The organism is Cohnella rhizoplanae (assembly GCF_948329515.1).
GTDB lineage: Bacteria > Bacillota > Bacilli > Paenibacillales > Paenibacillaceae > Cohnella > Cohnella rhizoplanae.
Genome location: NZ_CAOJCN010000033.1, coordinates 1 through 16,803, shown reverse-complemented (window position 1 = coordinate 16,803; position 16,803 = coordinate 1). Strand labels below are relative to the sequence as shown.

The 16,803-nt window shown below is 61.6% G+C and carries 16 protein-coding genes; 3 read left to right on the top strand and 13 right to left on the bottom strand.

Going from position 1 to position 16,803, the window contains the following annotated elements; all coding sequences use genetic code 11:
- Window positions 1-204: 204 nt before the first annotated feature.
- The 6 genes from PQG80_RS26785 to PQG80_RS26760 form a co-directional block, all read right to left on the bottom strand.
- Entirely contained in the window at window positions 205-849 is a 645-nt protein-coding gene (locus PQG80_RS26785; protein ID WP_271754828.1) for a CpsD/CapB family tyrosine-protein kinase, read from the bottom strand.
- Complete coding sequence (locus PQG80_RS26780; protein ID WP_271754826.1) at window positions 830-1,585, bottom strand: YveK family protein; 756 nt, start codon at window positions 1,583-1,585, stop codon at window positions 830-832. The genes PQG80_RS26785 and PQG80_RS26780 overlap by 20 nt, the downstream gene beginning before the upstream one ends.
- Before the next feature lie 210 nt (window positions 1,586-1,795).
- A complete protein-coding gene (locus PQG80_RS26775) occupies window positions 1,796-2,467 on the bottom strand; it encodes a response regulator (protein WP_271754824.1) in 672 nt (223 codons plus the stop codon).
- 56 nt (window positions 2,468-2,523) lie between these two features.
- Complete coding sequence (locus PQG80_RS26770) at window positions 2,524-3,183, bottom strand: sensor histidine kinase (protein WP_271754822.1); 660 nt, start codon at window positions 3,181-3,183, stop codon at window positions 2,524-2,526.
- A 587-nt stretch (window positions 3,184-3,770) separates the two neighbouring features.
- Window positions 3,771-4,448 (bottom strand): SOS response-associated peptidase, encoded by a 678-nt coding sequence (locus tag PQG80_RS26765; protein WP_271754820.1) that lies wholly within the window; start codon window positions 4,446-4,448, stop codon window positions 3,771-3,773.
- A gap of 116 nt (window positions 4,449-4,564) precedes the next feature.
- Window positions 4,565-5,101 (bottom strand): hypothetical protein, encoded by a 537-nt coding sequence (locus PQG80_RS26760; protein ID WP_271754817.1) that lies wholly within the window; start codon window positions 5,099-5,101, stop codon window positions 4,565-4,567.
- 156 nt (window positions 5,102-5,257) lie between these two features.
- Here PQG80_RS26760 and guaD point away from each other — a divergent pair, with 156 nt between their 5' ends.
- A complete protein-coding gene (gene guaD, locus PQG80_RS26755; protein WP_271754815.1) occupies window positions 5,258-6,625 on the top strand; it encodes a guanine deaminase in 1,368 nt (455 codons plus the stop codon).
- Between the two features lie 1,112 nt (window positions 6,626-7,737).
- Here guaD and PQG80_RS26750 read toward each other — a convergent pair.
- Both PQG80_RS26750 and PQG80_RS26745 read right to left on the bottom strand, forming a co-directional pair.
- Complete coding sequence (locus PQG80_RS26750; RefSeq protein ID WP_271754813.1) at window positions 7,738-8,550, bottom strand: ABC transporter permease; 813 nt, start codon at window positions 8,548-8,550, stop codon at window positions 7,738-7,740.
- The gene (locus PQG80_RS26745) at window positions 8,547-9,581 is read right to left on the bottom strand and encodes an ATP-binding cassette domain-containing protein (protein WP_271754811.1); all 1,035 of its coding nucleotides are present in this window, start codon (window positions 9,579-9,581) and stop codon (window positions 8,547-8,549) included. Before PQG80_RS26745 ends, PQG80_RS26750 begins: the two co-directional genes overlap by 4 nt.
- 150 nt (window positions 9,582-9,731) lie before the next feature.
- Between PQG80_RS26745 and PQG80_RS26740 the strand changes: the two genes are divergently transcribed.
- Both PQG80_RS26740 and PQG80_RS26735 read left to right on the top strand, forming a co-directional pair.
- The gene (locus PQG80_RS26740; protein ID WP_271754809.1) at window positions 9,732-9,869 is read left to right on the top strand and encodes a hypothetical protein; all 138 of its coding nucleotides are present in this window, start codon (window positions 9,732-9,734) and stop codon (window positions 9,867-9,869) included.
- 305 nt (window positions 9,870-10,174) lie between these two features.
- A complete protein-coding gene (locus PQG80_RS26735; protein WP_271754807.1) occupies window positions 10,175-13,639 on the top strand; it encodes a glucuronyl esterase domain-containing protein in 3,465 nt (1,154 codons plus the stop codon).
- A gap of 72 nt (window positions 13,640-13,711) precedes the next feature.
- Here PQG80_RS26735 and PQG80_RS26730 read toward each other — a convergent pair whose 3' ends face one another.
- Genes PQG80_RS26730 through PQG80_RS26710 form a run of 5 tightly spaced genes read right to left on the bottom strand, consistent with a single transcriptional unit; the run spans window position 13,712 to window position 16,372 of the window.
- Window positions 13,712-14,107 carry an RrF2 family transcriptional regulator gene (locus tag PQG80_RS26730; RefSeq protein ID WP_271754805.1) on the bottom strand — a complete coding sequence of 132 codons (396 nt, stop codon included), beginning with the start codon at window positions 14,105-14,107 and terminating at the stop codon, window positions 13,712-13,714.
- Window positions 14,108-14,158: 51 nt separating this feature from the next.
- On the bottom strand, window positions 14,159-14,584 hold the full coding sequence (locus PQG80_RS26725) for a VOC family protein (protein ID WP_271754803.1): 426 nt from the start codon (window positions 14,582-14,584) through the stop codon (window positions 14,159-14,161).
- 27 nt (window positions 14,585-14,611) lie between these two features.
- The gene (locus PQG80_RS26720; protein WP_271754801.1) at window positions 14,612-15,295 is read right to left on the bottom strand and encodes a formylglycine-generating enzyme family protein; all 684 of its coding nucleotides are present in this window, start codon (window positions 15,293-15,295) and stop codon (window positions 14,612-14,614) included.
- Between the two features lie 14 nt (window positions 15,296-15,309).
- Complete coding sequence (locus PQG80_RS26715) at window positions 15,310-15,690, bottom strand: DUF4180 domain-containing protein (protein WP_271754799.1); 381 nt, start codon at window positions 15,688-15,690, stop codon at window positions 15,310-15,312.
- Window positions 15,691-15,715: 25 nt separating this feature from the next.
- Window positions 15,716-16,372, bottom strand: coding sequence for a TetR/AcrR family transcriptional regulator (locus PQG80_RS26710; RefSeq protein WP_271754797.1), 657 nt, complete (start codon window positions 16,370-16,372; stop codon window positions 15,716-15,718).
- Window positions 16,373-16,803 lie beyond the last annotated feature (431 nt).

Below are 16,803 nucleotides of genomic sequence, written 5' to 3'. Positions count from 1 at the left end.
TCCGTATTTCTCTTTTTAGTCATGCCTATTAATCGCTTGCTAAGAAAGATAAAGATTAGCGGGCATCGAACCCGTCCTCACGCCACACCCCCGACGATAAACGTCTAAGGTCCGCTGACCCACAGCATGGCCGAGTGCCTCCGGTGATAAAGGAGCAGGAGACATTTCCTTGGAACTTGCGTTCTTCGATCGAAGTGCCGTTCCCTAGCGTCCTCTGCGGTTGAACACCGCGCCCACGACCCGGACGCGTCCGGACGAGAGCGTATCCTTCGCCTTCTGGACCGCGTCCAGCTTGGTCTTGCCGCGGCGGATGACGAGCACGGCGCCGTCGCACTTGTCGGCGACGATCATCGCGTCGGATGCCGCGGCAATTGAGGTCGTATCTACGATGACGATATCGAATCTCTCCTTCGCCGCCTCGAGCAGCGCGCTCATCGCGTCCGAATCGAGCAGCTCGGACGGATTGGACGGCGTCGGCCCCGCGCACACCACCTGAAGGTTGGCGTACGCCGTGCGCCGCGCTACCTGATCCAGTCCGCCGCGTCCGGCCAGCGCCGTGCTAAGGCCCGTGTCGTTCGGCAGCTCGAAGATCTGATGCTGCGCCGGCTTGCGCAGGTCCGTGTCCAGCAGCAGCACCCGCCGTCCCGCCTTGGCATATGCGACCGCGATGTTGGAGGACGTGGTGCTCTTGCCCTCTCCCGGCTCGGCCGAGGCGATGGCGATCGTCTTCATGCCCTCGTCCCGGACAGACCACTCGATGCCGGTCTTGAGTCTGCGGTACGTATCCGCCGCGGCCGACTTCGGATTATCCGCCGCGATCAATCCCCGCTTACGCATCCATCGTGACATTCGTCTTCCCCCTCGCTCCCATGGTCGTTCGCTCCGAATCGTCGGGCTCGATCAGGTCGCGCCGCTTGATCCGCGGCACGTCCGCCAGCAGGGGCAGCCCCAGCTTGGCGCGTACCTCTTGCTCGGTCTTGACGGAGTCGTCCATGTGATCGAGCAGGAAGGAGAGCGCGATGCCGATAAGGATGCTTAGGACGAACGCGATGGCGACGTTCTTGGCGGGACTCGGGGAGCTCGGCCCCCGGGGGGCTTCCGGATCGGCCCAGTTGAGGACGGATACGTTATTCAGGTTCATCAGCGTGCGGATCTCTTCCTGGAACACCTTGGTGACGGCGTTGGCCATGTCGGCCGCACGTTCGTAGGAGCCGTCCGTCGCGATGACGGTCATAATCTGCGTTTCGCTGACGGAAGAGATGCCGATCTTCGCGGAGAGCTCGCCGGCCGTCGTATGGAGATCGGGATAGGCCGCTGCGACCTTGTCCAATATTCGGGGCGTCAGGATCAGCTGCTTGAAGGTTTTGATCAGCAATATGTTGGAGTTGATGGCGCCGGCGTCGGGCGCTGAGGTCGTATTGCCGGGGGCTTCGCTCTCGTACACCATTAGCTTGGCGGCGGCTTGATAGGTCGGTCTCATATGTTGACTGGTATAATAGCCGACCGCCGTACACATGGCGATCGTAATCAAGGCGATTAGCCAGAGCCTTTTTCGGACTACGCTCCAATACCGTTGAATTTCCAAAACGCTTCCTCCGATGCTGATTTCTTTTGTAAATGAAATAAATATCAGAATTTTCTGACTCATTTTCCGATATTCGTTTTCGTTTTGGCCTCCCTTGCCCCGTCCTGCTTTTATTGTAAATCGCCGTCGACTTTCAAAACTATTACGCGGCAGGATGATTTTGCTTCTTCTTCGGAAGCCATCGTCCTGCCGCGTCGGTAGGTATGCATATTATACTTTGGTACCATTCGGGAGCGCGAAGCCGCTCTCCGTCCGGATATCCGGCGGCGAGAAGTCTCCGATGCCCTGCGACTGCGCGAACAAGGCCGCCTGGGTACGGTCGGTCAGGTTCAGCTTTTGGAAAATTCGGCTCACGTGCTTCTTGACCGTGAACTCGCTGATGACCAGCTTTTTGGCCACGGCGCCGTTGGACAGTCCCTCCCCGAGCGCGATCAGCACTTCGCGTTCCTTGGGCGTCAGCTTCTCCAGCGGATCGTCGGACTCCTTGCGGAGCAGCGTCCCGAGCAGGCTCTGGTCAAAGTACTTGCGCCCTCTGCCGATCATCTTGACGGCGAGCAGCAGTTCGTCCGGCGCGGCGTCCTTGAGTACGTAGCCATCGGCCCCGCACTCCTTCGCCCTGCGGATATCGGCCTCCGAAGCCGATGAAGTGAGCATCATGTAGCGGCAGCCCAGTCCGCGCAGCGAGCGTACGAGGTCGTACCCGGAATCCGCGCCGAGACGGATATCCAGGATGACGAGATCCGGTCTCGCCGTCTCGATCACCGACAGCGCGCCCAATACGGTCTCCGCCTCTCCCACGATCTCGAATCCTTCCTCTCCGGACAGGACCGCCCTTAAGCCTCTGCGTACGAGCGGGTGGTCGTCCACGATTACGATCTTCATATGATCACCGTCCGTCTGTCTTATTCCGTCAGTTCAATCCGATTCAGTCCCGTCTCTTATCCGTCGGACAGCGGCAGCCGCGCGACGATACACGTCCCGCGCCCCTCCTCGCTATCGATCTGCAAGCTCCCGCCGAGCGCGGCGGCGAGCGTCTTCATATTCCGCAGCCCATGGCCGGAGTCGTCGTTGCCGAGACGCGTCGCGCCGCAATCGAAGCCCTTGCCGTTGTCCCATATCTTGAGCGTGGCCGAACAGCGCCGCAGCGTCAGCCTAACGTCGACGGCGCTGCACTTGCCGTGGCGGATCGCGTTGCCGGTCGCCTCCGCGATGATCCGGTACAGCGCCTTCTGATGATGTACGGTGACGCGCCGATCAGGCGCGGGCGGCCTGAACCGGATGCGCACGCCGCTGAGCTTGGCCTGACTGGCCAGCAGCGATTCGACGCCGCATAGCCAGGAAGCATCCCCATGCTCGGAAGCGCTCAGGTCGTAGATCGTCTTGCGCAGCTCGCGCGTCGCTTCGGCCGCGGCCTGTTGAATCTCCCGCAGCAGATCCAGATGCTGCTCGCTGGACATGCCGCTCCAATCCTGCTCGGCGGAATGAACCGCGTAGGTTATGCCGAATAAATGGGGGCAAATGCGATCATGGATTTCCTCTGCGATCCGGTTGCGTTCCTCGAACAATACGTACGGTTCCACCTTGCTCTGCATAGCCATTCCAATCAACGCCTTCCCTTGTATGATGAGAAATTTCCAATCTGTTCGTCAGGGTCCCTCGTTTCTGCGTGTAAAGGTTCATTTTCAACATACCTTGCCGAAATTGACATGCCCATGCTACGGGAGTACCGATTATCGAATGGGTAGTTAGATAAGGATCGGGGTGCCTTCGGTCATGACCGGGGACACTTTCAGACATTTTTCGTTCCAAGATTGCCCAATTTTTATCGGTCGGCGTATGCCTTAGTGCGGATAACAGGCAAATTGTGTAAATGACATTATTTGCATGGGACCTTGTCTTGAATTCAATATATTAGGTCTTAAGACCCATATTCTGCTCGTGGTAACTTTAAGCAATCTAAATCATTTATATCCATTATATGGATTTTATTTATGATAAAGCGCTTTTATGAAATCGGCCGCGTCAAGCCTTATCGCCGAAAAACGCCGTGCGACGGGCCTTCGTATGAGAATCATGAGAAAAAGTAAGCGTATTCTTTGCTTCGTAACGCCGCATGCGAACGAGCCCTTTCCTCATCGGATAAGGGCTCGTTTCTGACATTTTGCAACCGTTTTCGCCAATCCGGTCATTTGCTATTAAGCGCTACCTCTTGGATGAGCTCCGCGCCCGTGTTGCGGACGGATCCCACCTCCCTGGAGACGGGGTATCTGCGCATCCGGTCGGCATCGTACGGTACGAGCAGCCCCTTGAGCTCGTCAGCGTCCTCTACGGCCTGATCGAGCCATCGGCCGACCGCCTCGTCGGGCAGCATGACCGGCATGCGATCGTGAATGTCCGCGACGAGCGAGTTGGGCGTCGTCGTGATGATCGTGCAGCTCCGCACCGGTCCGTCGGGGCCGCGCCACTCGTCCCACAGGCCGGCAAAGCCGAACGGTTCCCCGGATTTAAGCACGAACCGGAAGGGCTGCTTGCCTTCCTTCTCCTTCTTCCATTCATAGAACCCGTCCGCCGGGATGACGGCGCGCCGACGCTTGATCAGATTGCGGTACGCGGGCTTGGCGGCGACGGATTCGGCCCTCGCGTTGATCATCTTGAATCCGACCTTCTCGTCCTTGGCCCAGAACGGTATCAGTCCCCATCTCAACTCTGCGAGCACCCGCTCCCCGTCCTCCGCGATGATCGCGGGCACCGTCTGCGTGGGCGCGACATTATAGTTAGGCGTCAGATTCGCGTGTCCGACGCGGTCCAGGGCGAACATCGCCATTAATTCCTCGATCGTCGTTTGTATCGTGTATCGCCGCACATAGGGGCACCTCTATTTAAATAGGAATAAATCCTACTTACCCGCGTTTAGCGCAAGGGACGCTCACGGCAAAAAAGCCTCCGGCTGGACCGGAAGCTGCTGGCGGAGGCAATCGCTTATTCATCCTCCCATGCCAGATTCCAGCGGCTGCGATACCGCTCGAGCAGAGGCGCCGGACTCGCCGGCACGGCGGACAGAATCAGCCGGATCTTCGCGATCCATGTCTCGAAGACGTCGTACGACGCGAACAGATTCGCCGTATCCGGGGTCATATATACGAAATGCGGACCCGGCAGCGTCTCCGTCAAATGGCGCAGCGCGGCCTCCATCGGCGTATACTTCTTTCTCTTGCCTTCCCAGCGGTCGATCTCGGGGTCGGCCTGCCCCGGGGCTCTCGACTGCGCCCACTCCGCCAGCCTCTTCTCCCGCTTGTAATACGCGCTCACGGGTGCCTTGGACATGCGCTTCGCGGTCTCCTCATGGATCGGGTACAGCACGAACCGCTCGAACGCACGCGCCTTGGCCGTCTCGGCGGCCACGTCGAGCTGCTCGTCCGTCGTCTCCTCGAAAGTATCGTAATAGATCAGCGTGCCTTTCTCCCTCTGGACCGGCGGCTCATAGCCGTAGGGCACCTGCCCGGCTGTCGGCGACATGACGCATCCTCCTTGCGGCTTGGTTTGGCTAGCATGGCCTATCGGGCGGTCTTTCATCGGTCGCCGCGCACAACTTTCGCACGGATTCATGGACTTCCCCATTCAGATTCCCTATAATGATAAAAATTCAAATGCGAAATGGCAAGGAGACCACCCATGAAAGCATTCGCCCGCGTGTTTCAAGGGACGGCGTTCACCGCCCGCTCCCCCAAGGAAATCGAGATCTTGAAGGACTATCTGTTCTGCCTGAACGAGCAAGGCGTCATCGCGAGGGCGATCGCGCCGGATGCCGCGGACTACGCGTCCTTACGGGACGCATACGCGGGCACGGCGCAGTATCATCGTCTGGCGCCGGGACAGTACCTGCTGCCCGGCTTCGTCGATCTGCACGTGCATGCGCCGCAGTGGGCGCAGTCCGGCACGGCGCTCGACATCCCGCTGTACGATTGGCTGCATACGTATACGTTCCCGCTGGAGTCGAAGTTCGCGGATCCGGACTTTGCCGCTGAGGTTTACGAGGATCTGGTGTCCGCGCTGCTCGCCAACGGCACGACGACCGCCCTCTACTTTGCCACAATCCACAAAGAATCCAGCCTGCTGCTGGCCGAGATCTGCGCGAGAAAGGGGCAGCGCGGCCTGGTCGGCAAGGTGGTCATGGACGATCCGGCGCAGAATCCCGACTACTATCGGGATGCCGACGCTGCGTCAGCGCTGGCCGATACGGAGGCTTTTATCGTCGCCGTCAAGGCGCTGGCGAAGACCGCCAAGCAGGGCGTATACCCGGTAGTGACGCCGCGGTTCATCCCCAGCTGCACGGACGAGGTCTTGAAGGGTCTGGGCGAGCTGGCCGCGAAGCACGATACGCATGTCCAGTCGCATTGCAGCGAGAGCGACTGGGCGCACGGCCACGTGCTGGCGCGGACGGGCAAGCGCGACGCCTCCGCGCTACGGGACTTCGGGCTGCTCGGCGACAAGTCCGTCATGGCGCACTGCAATTTCCTGGACGAGGACGACGCGGCCCTGTTCGCGGAGACCGGGACGGCGATCGGCCACTGCCCGATCTCCAACGCTTACTTCGCGGGCAGCGTCATTCCGATCGCCCGCTGGATTGACAAGGGAGTGGAAGTCGGCCTCGGCTCGGACGTCTCCGGCGGCTATTCGCCGAGCCTGTACGACAACGCGCGGCAGGCGGTCATCTCGTCGCGCATGCTGGAGGACGGCGTGGACCCCTCCCTCCCCGCGGACGCGCGCGGCGTGCCGGCCTCCCGCATCACGATCGACGAGGCGTTCTATCTCGCCACGGCCGGCGGCGGCGAAGCCCTGAGCCTGCCGATCGGCCGCCTGGCGGAGGGCTACGCCTGGGATGCGCAGATCGTCGACATCGCGCTCGCCGGCGCTCGCCTGCCCGTGTTCGGCGAGGGCGAACCGCTGCACGAGATCTTCCAAAAGATCATGTATCTCGTCCGCCCCGAGAACATCCGCGAGGTGTGGGTGCAGGGAGAGCGGGTTCATGCCCGCGCTTGATTCGCAAAGTTTACCCGAGCCGGCGAGCCGAAGGTCGGACTCGGATAGGAACAAAACTGGCATGCTCGTGGCCGAGTCCTTGTGGGTAGTCTCGGATAAGAACAAACCGAACTTACTCGTGGCTGAGTCCCTGCAGGTAGTCTCGGATAGGAACAAACCAACTACACTCGTGGCCGAGTCCCTGCAGGTAGTCTCGGATAGGAACATGCCATCCATACGCGTGGCCGTACCTCCGCAAGAAGTCTCGGATAAGAACAAACCCGCCCTACTCGTGGTCGAGTCCCTGCAGGTAGTCTCGGTTAAGAACAAACCAACGACACTCGTGGCCGTTCCGCCGCAAGAAGTCTCGGATAGGAACAAACCCGCCATACTCGTGGACGTACCGCCGCAAGTAGTCTCGGGTAGGAACAAACCCAGACATACTCGCGGCCGGGCTCCTTCAGGTAGTCTCGGGTAGGAACAACCCGCCCTACTCGCGGACGAGTCCCTGCAGGTAGTCTCGGTTAAGAACAAACCAACGACACTCGTGGCCGTTCCGCGCAAGAAGTCTCGGATAAGAACAAACCAACCACACTCATGGCGGAACCGCCGCAAGAAGTCTCGGTTAGGAACAAACTCTCCTTTAGTCTCGTTTGAGGCTTCTCTTATCATCCATAAAGTACGCAGTGTACGCCCAAGCGCCGCTGTCGCGCTTACGCAAAAGACCGCCAATTGGCGGTCTTTTTCCTAAAGCGATAGACAGTATGCCCGGTGCACAAGAGCGACGACCAATCGGAGACAGCGACAATGATGGTGCACAGAAAATGTGCATGGTGCGTGCGTACGACGACCAATCGGCGACAGCAGCGATGATGGTGCACAGAAAATGTGCATGGTGCCCGCGTGTCACGACCTATCGGCGACAGCGGCGATGATGGTGCACAGAAAATGTGCATGGTGCGTGCGTACGACGACCAATCGAAGACAGCGGCAATGATGGTGCACAGAAAATGTGCATGGTGCCCGCGTGTCACGACCAATCGGCGACAGCGGCGACGGTGTTGCACGTAAAATGTGCATCAGGTCTCCGTCTGCCGATCAATCGCAATGCCCTTGCCATCTCCTCGCCGACTTTACGTCCGACGCATGTACGCCCGGACCGTGATCGGCGCGAAGATCGCGACGATGACGCCCGCGCCGATTAGCGAGATGCCGAGATCCCAGCCGACGGTGCCCGAGTTGGCGAGATCGCGGACGGCGGTGACCAAGTGCGAGATGGGGTTGATGTCGGTGAACCACTGCAGCCAATTCGGCATCGTATCCGTCGGCACGAACGCATTGGAGAGAAACGTGAGCGGGAACAATACGATCATCGAGATGCCCTGCACGCTCGACGCGGTGCGCGCGATGACGCCGAAGAAGGCGAAGATCCAGCTGATCGCCCAGGAGCAGAAGATCACGAGGACGGCCGCGATCGCGACATGGCCAAGCCCGCCGTCCGGGCGGTAACCCATGACGTACCCCATGCCGAAGGTGAGCACGGTGGCGATCGTGTAGCGTATCGTATCCGCGAGAAGCGCTCCCGCGAGCGGGGCGATCCGGGCGATAGGCAGCGACTTGAACCGGTCGAACACGCCTTTGTCCATATCCTCTCGCAGCTGCACGCCGGTCACGATCGAGGTCGTGATGACGGTCTGCACGAGGATGCCGGGGATAATGACGGGCAGATAGCTGGCCACGTCCCCGGAGATTGCCCCGCCGAAGATATAGGTGAACATCAGGGTGAAAATGATCGGCTGCAGCGTAACGTCGAACAGCTGCTCGGGGGTACGGCGGATTTTGAGCAGGCCGCGGTAGGCCATGGTTAGCGAGTGGCGGACGGACTGGCCGAAGCTCGTGCGATTCTTGAGCCGGGCGCCAGGGTGGACGGTGGTCGTGCTTTTCATCGGATGACCTCCTCTTTGCGATCGCGATCGGATGCCTGCGCGGCCGGCGCCGCCTCTCCTTGCGCGTCATGGCCGGTGATCGTCAGGAACACTTCGTCCAGCGTCGGCTTCTGCACGCTGATCTCGGACAGGCGGATGCCCGACTCGCGCAGCGCGACGAGCAGATCGGTGACGCGGTCGGCATCCGCCATCGGCGCGGTAATCTTCCCAGCCTCCGAGCTGACGCTCGACGCAACCCGGAGCACCCGCTCGACGATTCGCCTCGCTTCTCCAATATCCGGTTGGTCCTGGATTCTCAAGTGAAGCGATGAAGTGCCGACCGAAGCCTTCAGTTCATCCACTGTCCCCTCAGCTACCACGGTGCCCCGGTCGATGACCGCGATCCGGTCGGCCAGCTGATCCGCCTCGTCCAGGTACTGCGTCGTGAGCAACACGGTCGAGCCCGTCTTCACCAGGCGGCGGATCGTCTCCCACATCTGGGCGCGCGTCCGCGGGTCGAGACCCGTCGTCGGCTCGTCGAGGAAGATGAGCGGCGGCTGCGCGATCAGGCTCGCGGCCAGGTCCAGCCGGCGCCGCATGCCGCCCGAGAAGTTTTTGAGCGGCCGCTTGGCCGCCTCCGTCAGGCCGAATTCCTCCAGCAGCTCCGACGCCTTGCGCCTCGACTCCGCTCTCCCCAGGCCGAGCAGCCGGGAAAAGATAATGAGATTCTCCGTCGCGCTGAGCGACTCGTCTACCGAAGCATACTGTCCGGTCACGCCGATTAGCTGCCTGACGATCTGCGACTCCTTGGTCACGTCGTGCCCGAAGATTCGCGCCGAGCCAGCATCCGGACGGAGCAGCGTCGCCAGCATCCGGATCGTCGTGGTCTTGCCCGCGCCGTTAGGGCCGAGTACCCCGTAGATCGAGCCGGCCCGCACGTTCAGGCTTACCCCGTCCACCGCGCGGTTGGCTCCGAAGGCTTTGACGAGTCCGGTCGCCTCGACCGCCCATTCGCCGCCGTTTGCCGCTTTTTCTTTGCTAATCGCGTTCATGATCATTCCTCCTGTGCGACTGATTACTACGGATACTAAGGCCGGATTGTGAATTGAATATGAACCGGCGCAAGAGAAGCGCTTCGCTCATAAACGCCTGGCGTAATGCCCACAATAAGGAGCGCAGCATTCTAGCGAGGAGGCTTGGTCTTGGACGATTCCCAGTACGCGTTCGCCGCATTGAAGGACGAACAGGTGGATGAACTGAAGCGAATGGAGCAGGAGCTGACCGCAGCCAGCGGACATGCCGTCACGCTCATCGCCTACGAAAAGAAAGACGACGAATAATCGAAAAGAGAGGTCCCCGGGACCTCTCTTTTTTGTTTTTTCTTTCGGGCGCCATCCGTAAAAATTGATAACGAAGTACCGAAGAAATCAAATTTTACCCATGGCGCAGCCTGATTATGATGGATATACGACAACCGAGAGATGGCACAGGTACCCAGGATGGCTCATACAACCGGCTGCGAAACGCAGTACTCCTCATGGTCAGGTGGTGACTCGAAAGGCTTTGTGCAAGCGCTTCATTCAATTGTATTGTCATCATGCGAAGGCGCGCATGCGGCGCTCTTCGCCTACAGGGAGGATATGAGATGCGTAAAAAGGCAATCGCTGCGGCAATCGCCGCGTTCATGCTGTTCGGGTCGATCGGTTCCGCGTCCGCGGCCTCTAACTTCGCGCCGGATCCGGCAGGTCCGATGCCGTCCAAGTCGCTCAGCGCTTCATTTACGTCCGCCAACATCGCCGTCGACGGCATGCAGGACGCAGCTTACCATACGGCCGAGCCCTCCAGGATCGAGCATGCGAAAAACGCGACGGCGACGGCATCCGTGACGTCGGCTACCTACGGGGAGCTGCGCGCCGTCTGGGACGGTCCGGTGCTCTACCTGCTCGTCGACGTGCATGATGCGACCAAATCCCGAAGCGCCTCGACGGATACCGGGCTTCAGCAGAATGCCACCAACAATCCCGCGCTCCGGGACAGCGTCGTATTCGGACTCGACTTCTGGAACGACAAGGTGGACAAGTTCCAGGATGACGACGGGCTGTTCACCATTAGCGCCAACGGCAATCTGACGTACCTATTGAACGCCGGCGTCAACAATCACTCCTCGGTCCACGCGTACCCGCAGAATCGCGAGTATTCGAACCGGATCAAGAGCTATGCCGCCTCGGAGACCGCGGACGGCTACAGGGTCGAGCTGGCGCTGCAGATCGAAGGCGCGGCGCTTGCGAACGGCACCTCGTTCGGCGTCGAGGTCGCGATCAGCGACTCGCCCGCTGAGGGCGCATCGCGGACCGGCTACGTATTCTGGAGCCATGAGGACGATGCCTACGCGGCGCTGAGCCAGGATCACTCCGTCGACTGGGGCACGGTCACGCTGGCCGGCTGGGACGGCAGATCACCTTTCAAGTTCAGCGACTGGCCGCTCAGAGACACGATCCGCTGGGTCGAATCCGCCTCGCTGGTGAAGGGCGTATGGACCGAGGCATCGGAGAACGAATTGTACGCCGCGCTCGCCGCGGCCAAGGGAATCGTCGGTGCGACCAATCAGTCGATGGTGAACTCCGTGACCAAGCGTCTGAAGGACGCGATCGCGGCGCTCCGGTGGGCCGACGCCAGATATCCGGATCCGAAGGACCTGCCTTCGCTCTTCACGCTGCCGGATCCCTGGACGTTCTTCGACGGTACCAAGGTCAAGAACGCAGACGACTGGTTCGGGTCAGGCGGCCGCCGCGAGGAGATTCTGGACATGGCCCAATTCTACGAGTACGGCTACAAGCCGGCGGCGCCGGACCGGATGACGATCAAGGAAGTGAAGACGGTCCCCGCCAATCCGGGCACGTTCTATCCCGGATTCGGATGGTTCCCCGCCCCTTCTCCCGCGGGGTTCGCGATCACCGCGGATATCGCGTACGGGACGACCGCCGCTCCGATCACCTTCACCTTATATCCGCCTACCGATGCGGCGCGCCAGGCTTCCGGACATGAAGGCCCCGTGCCGGTGGTCATGAGCTTCGGCGGGTATATCGGCGAGTACGGCGACGACGGATACGCGGTGCTTGCCATTCCAACCAGCGTTACGACGGACGACCGCAACAATCCTTGGGGGACGCGAAGCGGCACGTTCCGCACGTTTTTCCCATACACCAGGGACGGCGATACGAACGAGATCAGCAACGAGATGGGCGCGGCATGGGGCGCCTCCCGCGCCATCGACGCGCTGGAGCTGCTGGCCGCGTCGGGAGACGCGTACGGCGCTGGCGTCGGCGCGCTGGTCGATCCCGGCAAGCTGGCGGTCACGGGGCATTCCATCAACGGCAAATACGCCTTCGTATCCGCCGTGTTCGACGATCGCATCGACGTCACCATTCCGAGCGCCGCGGGGGCTACGGGTCCCTCCCCTTACCGCTACGTTTATATCGGCCATGAATACAGCTGGGGAAAAGCGGCAGGCACCGAGATGATGGGCGATACGATCCGTCACAATCCGGGGCGCACCATCGAGCTGTTCCGCGGCTTCCTCACGCCGGGCCGCTTCTATGAGCGTCTCGACGGCGCCTGGGGTTATGGCGACCGCCTGCCGTTCGACCAGCACGAGCTGATCGCGACCCTGGCGCCGAGAGCCATCGTCCTGCACAATACGGTGAACGATTACGGCGACGGCGCGGAGAGCGATCCGCTCGGCTTGCAGGCGGCGAAGTTCGTATACGATGCGCTCGGTTACGACGCCGACGACCTGGTGAAGTTCAATGTCAGGCCGCCGGCACCCGGAGACGGACATTCGGAGGACACGCCGCAGCGGCAGCGGACGGCCGAGTATTTGGACCACTATTTTTACGACAAAGACATGACGGCCGAGACCGCCGACTTCCTGAACGACGATCCGTTCGACGACGAAGGGGCGAGAGCGGAGAACGCGTACAACCGCTATTACGGCGGATTCGAGACGATCGCGCCATGGAAGGACTACGCGTTCGCTTCCGAGCCTGTCAATCCGCCTTACACGCCTTCGACGCCGAATACGGGCTCCGGCAGCGCCACCGAGAACGCCGACGGTACGACAACGGTTAAAGGCGCCGGCTCGACGCTGACGATCCCCGGCACTGTACTGGTCGCTGCCGCGAGCAGCCCATCCAAAGGATCCGTCATCGCCGAGCTCCCCGGCGGCTCCGTTACGTTCACCAAGGGCCTCGTCGCCGAGCTCGCCAAGCAAGCGGGCGGCAAAGACGTAACGCTGAGCCTGACGGCAGCCGCCCCCGACGACAAAGGCGATGTCTCGGTCACGCTGGCCCTGGCCGCCGCGGACGGTCAGCCGATCGCGATCCCCGCGAACGAGCCCGTCACGGTGAGCGTGCCGTATATGCTGGCGGACGACCGACATGCGGATGCGGTCATCGCGAAGAAAAAGAACGATGGGACGATCCTGCGCGGTTATTACGATCCGGGAACGAAGCGGATGATCTTCAAGACCGTACTTCCTGCGGACATGGTCATCGCCTATCGAGAGGTGAAATTCTCCGACGTGCCGGCCTCTAGCGAGCTGTATGACGCCGTACAATTCCTGGCTGCGCGCGGCATTACGGACGGTTCCGGGGGCGGACAGTTCAGCCCGGAAGTCTCTCTCACGCGCAAGGAAGCGCTCGTCTTCCTCATGCGCATCCTGAACGTCGCGCCGGACGCGGCCTGGACGGACAACTTCGCGGACGCCGGCAATGATTATGCGGCCGGCTATCTGGCAGCCGCCAAGCGGCTCGGCATCTCCAAGGGCACGAACCCGGCCGGCACCGCCTTCGGCGGCGGACGGACCGTGACCGTGTCCGAGTTCTACCAGTTCCTGTACAACGCGCTGCGCAGCGAGCTGCCTGCCAAGGATCCCAAGGCGCCCGCGCTCGCGACGTACCCGGATTATGCCGACATTCCGGCCTGGGCGCTCGAGGCGACCGACGCCTTCGTCGGCGCCGGCGCGGCGCTGCATGAGAACGCGATCACGCCGAGAGCGATCGTCGACCGGGGCGACGCCGCCCTGCTGTTCTACGCTTTGCTTAAAAATTAAGAAGCAACCGCAAGCGGCTGCTCGAATACGCCGCGCGATACAAAAAGAGGCCTCCACGGCCTCTTTTTGCGTTCAAGACGTATGCTGCCGCGCGACATCGGCGATTTTTTTGTCGCTCAGGTACTGCTCCATCTGCCGCTCCGCGTCCATCACGACCTGCTGGATCGCGCATCCCTCGCCGTGGTTCAGGCCGCACTCGAAGATCGAAGCCGTCCCCTCGATCGCATGGATCACGTCCAGAAAGGAAATGCGATCGTAATTCGCCTTGAGCCGGTACCCGCCGTTCGCGCCGGACACGGAGCCGATGAGCCCCGCCTTCACCAGCTTGCTTAGCATCTTGGACAGATAAGTCTGGGACACGCCCAGCCTGTCGGCCAACGTCTGCACGCCTACCGGCTTGTCCGGCGCGTGGCTCATCAGATAGGTCATGACGTGGAGCGCGTAATCCGTCGCCTGCGAAAACTTCATGGGACACCTCGATGATGGACTTTGTAAGCCCATGATAGCCGCGGATCGGCGTTAAGGCAAGTCGGCGCCCCAGGCCGGATTCCACACGACCTCCCACAAATGGCCGTCGGGATCCATGAAGTGACCCGAATAACCGCCCCAGAACGTATCGTGCGCGGGATCGGTGACGGTGGCTCCCGCCAGGCGCGCCTGTTCCATGACCCGATCGACCTCCTCCTTGCTCCCCACGTTATGTCCGATCGTCATCTCCGTCGGACTGGGCGGCGCTTGCGCCACCTTGGCCTCGTGCGCGAGATCCCTGCGACGCCAGATGGCGAGCCTCAGGCCCGCCTGCAGATCAAAGAAAGCGACCGCGCCGTGCTCGAATTCCGTCCCGACGATCCCTTCCGTCGGCAGGCCCAGTCCGTCCCGGTAAAAGGCCAAAGATCTCTCCAGATCGTCGACGCCCAGCGTCAATACCGTGATGCGCGGCTTCATGGTCTCTTCCCCCTTCACATGGCTAACCTAATGGTCGTGCGCGACCGATCTGGCCAGCCTGAACCCCAGATCGTCGATGCGAAACGTCGGATGGCTGCGTCGGCGGACCGTGGCGCCGCACCCTCTCGCCTCCTCGGCCCAGCTGCCGCCGCGGAAGATCCGGTAAGCGCCGTACGCCTGCGCGTCGTACACGTCCCAGCACCATTCCCACACGTTGCCGAGCATGTCGTAAAGCCCCCAGGGATTCGGAAGCTTCCCGCCCACGATCTGCGCGGCGCCTCCCTCATTGTCCCTGTACCAAGCGATCAGGTCCAGCTCCCCGTACCGGTAGCCCTCCGTGCCGGCGCGGCATGCATGCTGCCATTCGGCCTCCGTCGGCAGACGGTAACCGCCGGCCCGGTCGTCCCAAGCGACCGTCTCGCCGTCCGCTCCTATGGCGTAGCACTCGGTTAATCCCGACTCGCGCGACAGCCGATTGCAGAAGCTAATCGCATCCAGCCAGGATACTTCAGTAACCGGACATTGCCGCGATCCGCTCTCCGCTGCGTCATCGGCCTGCCGCGGCACGATCGCGTCGTACAGCGCGCGCGTCACCGGCACCGGCGCCAGCAGAAACGGACGGACCTCGACCGTCCATTCCGTCTTTTTCCGGTCGTCCCGGAGATGGACGCGTCCCCCTGGGATCTCGGCCATCGGATACGCGATATCCATTCCCACCTTGCGCACTATCGCGTCGCGCCCAGCTTTTCTACCGCCTGCCGCTCCGTCGGCAAGAAGAACAGATCGCTGCCCTGGTTGCATTCGTAGATAAAGTCCCGCAGACTCCGGCTCTCGTAACCCGAGAAGTCTCCGACGATCGCGAACTTCACGTGATAATTGACGAACTTCTGCACGATCTCGCCGGCAAGGCCCGTCTTCAGATCGAAGAAACGCTCGTCAAGCAGCGTCTTGTCGATCGCGATCCGGTCGCAATCCGTCTCGTACCGCACGGTCGCCATCATATCCAGCGCGGACTGTACGTCCCCGATGACTTCCCCGCCCTCGCCTAGGCTCACCACGGCCACCGGCTCGCGGCCGTCCGCCGCGACTTTCTCGATTTTCCACATTTTCTTCGCCCTCCTTTATTCGCGGTCATGGCCGTTTCATGAAGCTTTTCGCATAGTCCTCGCAAATGGATCTGTTGTCTCCGCCGGCCGCAGGCGCCACGTTCGCCACCCGGAAGAAGCTCAGGCCCACGACCATGGCGAGCAGCCCGTAAGCCGCGCCATGCGCATCCGGCGCCGTCAGCTCCCCCGTCCGGTCGCCGTGCTCGAAGATCCGTGCGATGCCCGCGAGGTTCGCCGCGTAGCTGAGGGACATGATCTCCCGGAGCTTGGGATCCACGGCCGCCCGCGAGAAAAACTGCACGAACAGCCTCGCCTGGTCATCGAGCGGGATGCGCATCTCCGCGATGCCGTCCAACTGCGAGACGTTGATGCTCGTGCCCGCGTCCTCGCCATACGGCGGCAGCAGATGCTTCAGCGCGACCTCGAGCATCGCGCCCGCCGGCATGCCGCCCTCGATCTCGGCTTCGATCTTGACGCCATAATACGCCATGAACGACTTGAACGCCTCGACGGTCAACTCGTCCTTGTTCTTGTAGTAGTAGGTAACGACGCCCTTCGAGCAGCCCGCCTGCGCGGCGACCTTGTCCAGCGTCATGCCGTCGATGCCGTACTTGCTGATGCAGGTAAGCGTCGCGTTGACGACGTCGGCCCGGCGTTTGGGCTCCGCTCCGACCTTTGGCACTGAACCGCCTCCGTTTTTATTTATACTGATCAGTCGGAATAAAACAAATTGTACGCCACGGATCCCGCCGCCGTCAATTCCTTCCTTGGACGCCGGGCGTAGCTCGCGGTTTAAGTGCTGTCGTACGACAGCACATCCGGCGCCAGGTGGCGGCCCGCGGGCTCAAGTGCTGTCGTACGACAGCACATCCGGCGCCAGGTGGCGGCCCGCGGGCTCAAGTGCTGTCGTAGGACATCACATCCGGCGCCAGGTGGCGGCTCGCGGCCCAAGTGCTGTCGTACGACAGCACTTCCGGCGCCAGGTGGCGGCCCGCGGGCTCAAGTGCCGTCGTAGGACATCACATCCGGCGCCAGGTGGCGGCTCGCGGCCCAAGTGCTGTCGTACGACAGCACATCCGGCGCCAGGTGCGGCTCGCGGCCCAAGTGCTGTCG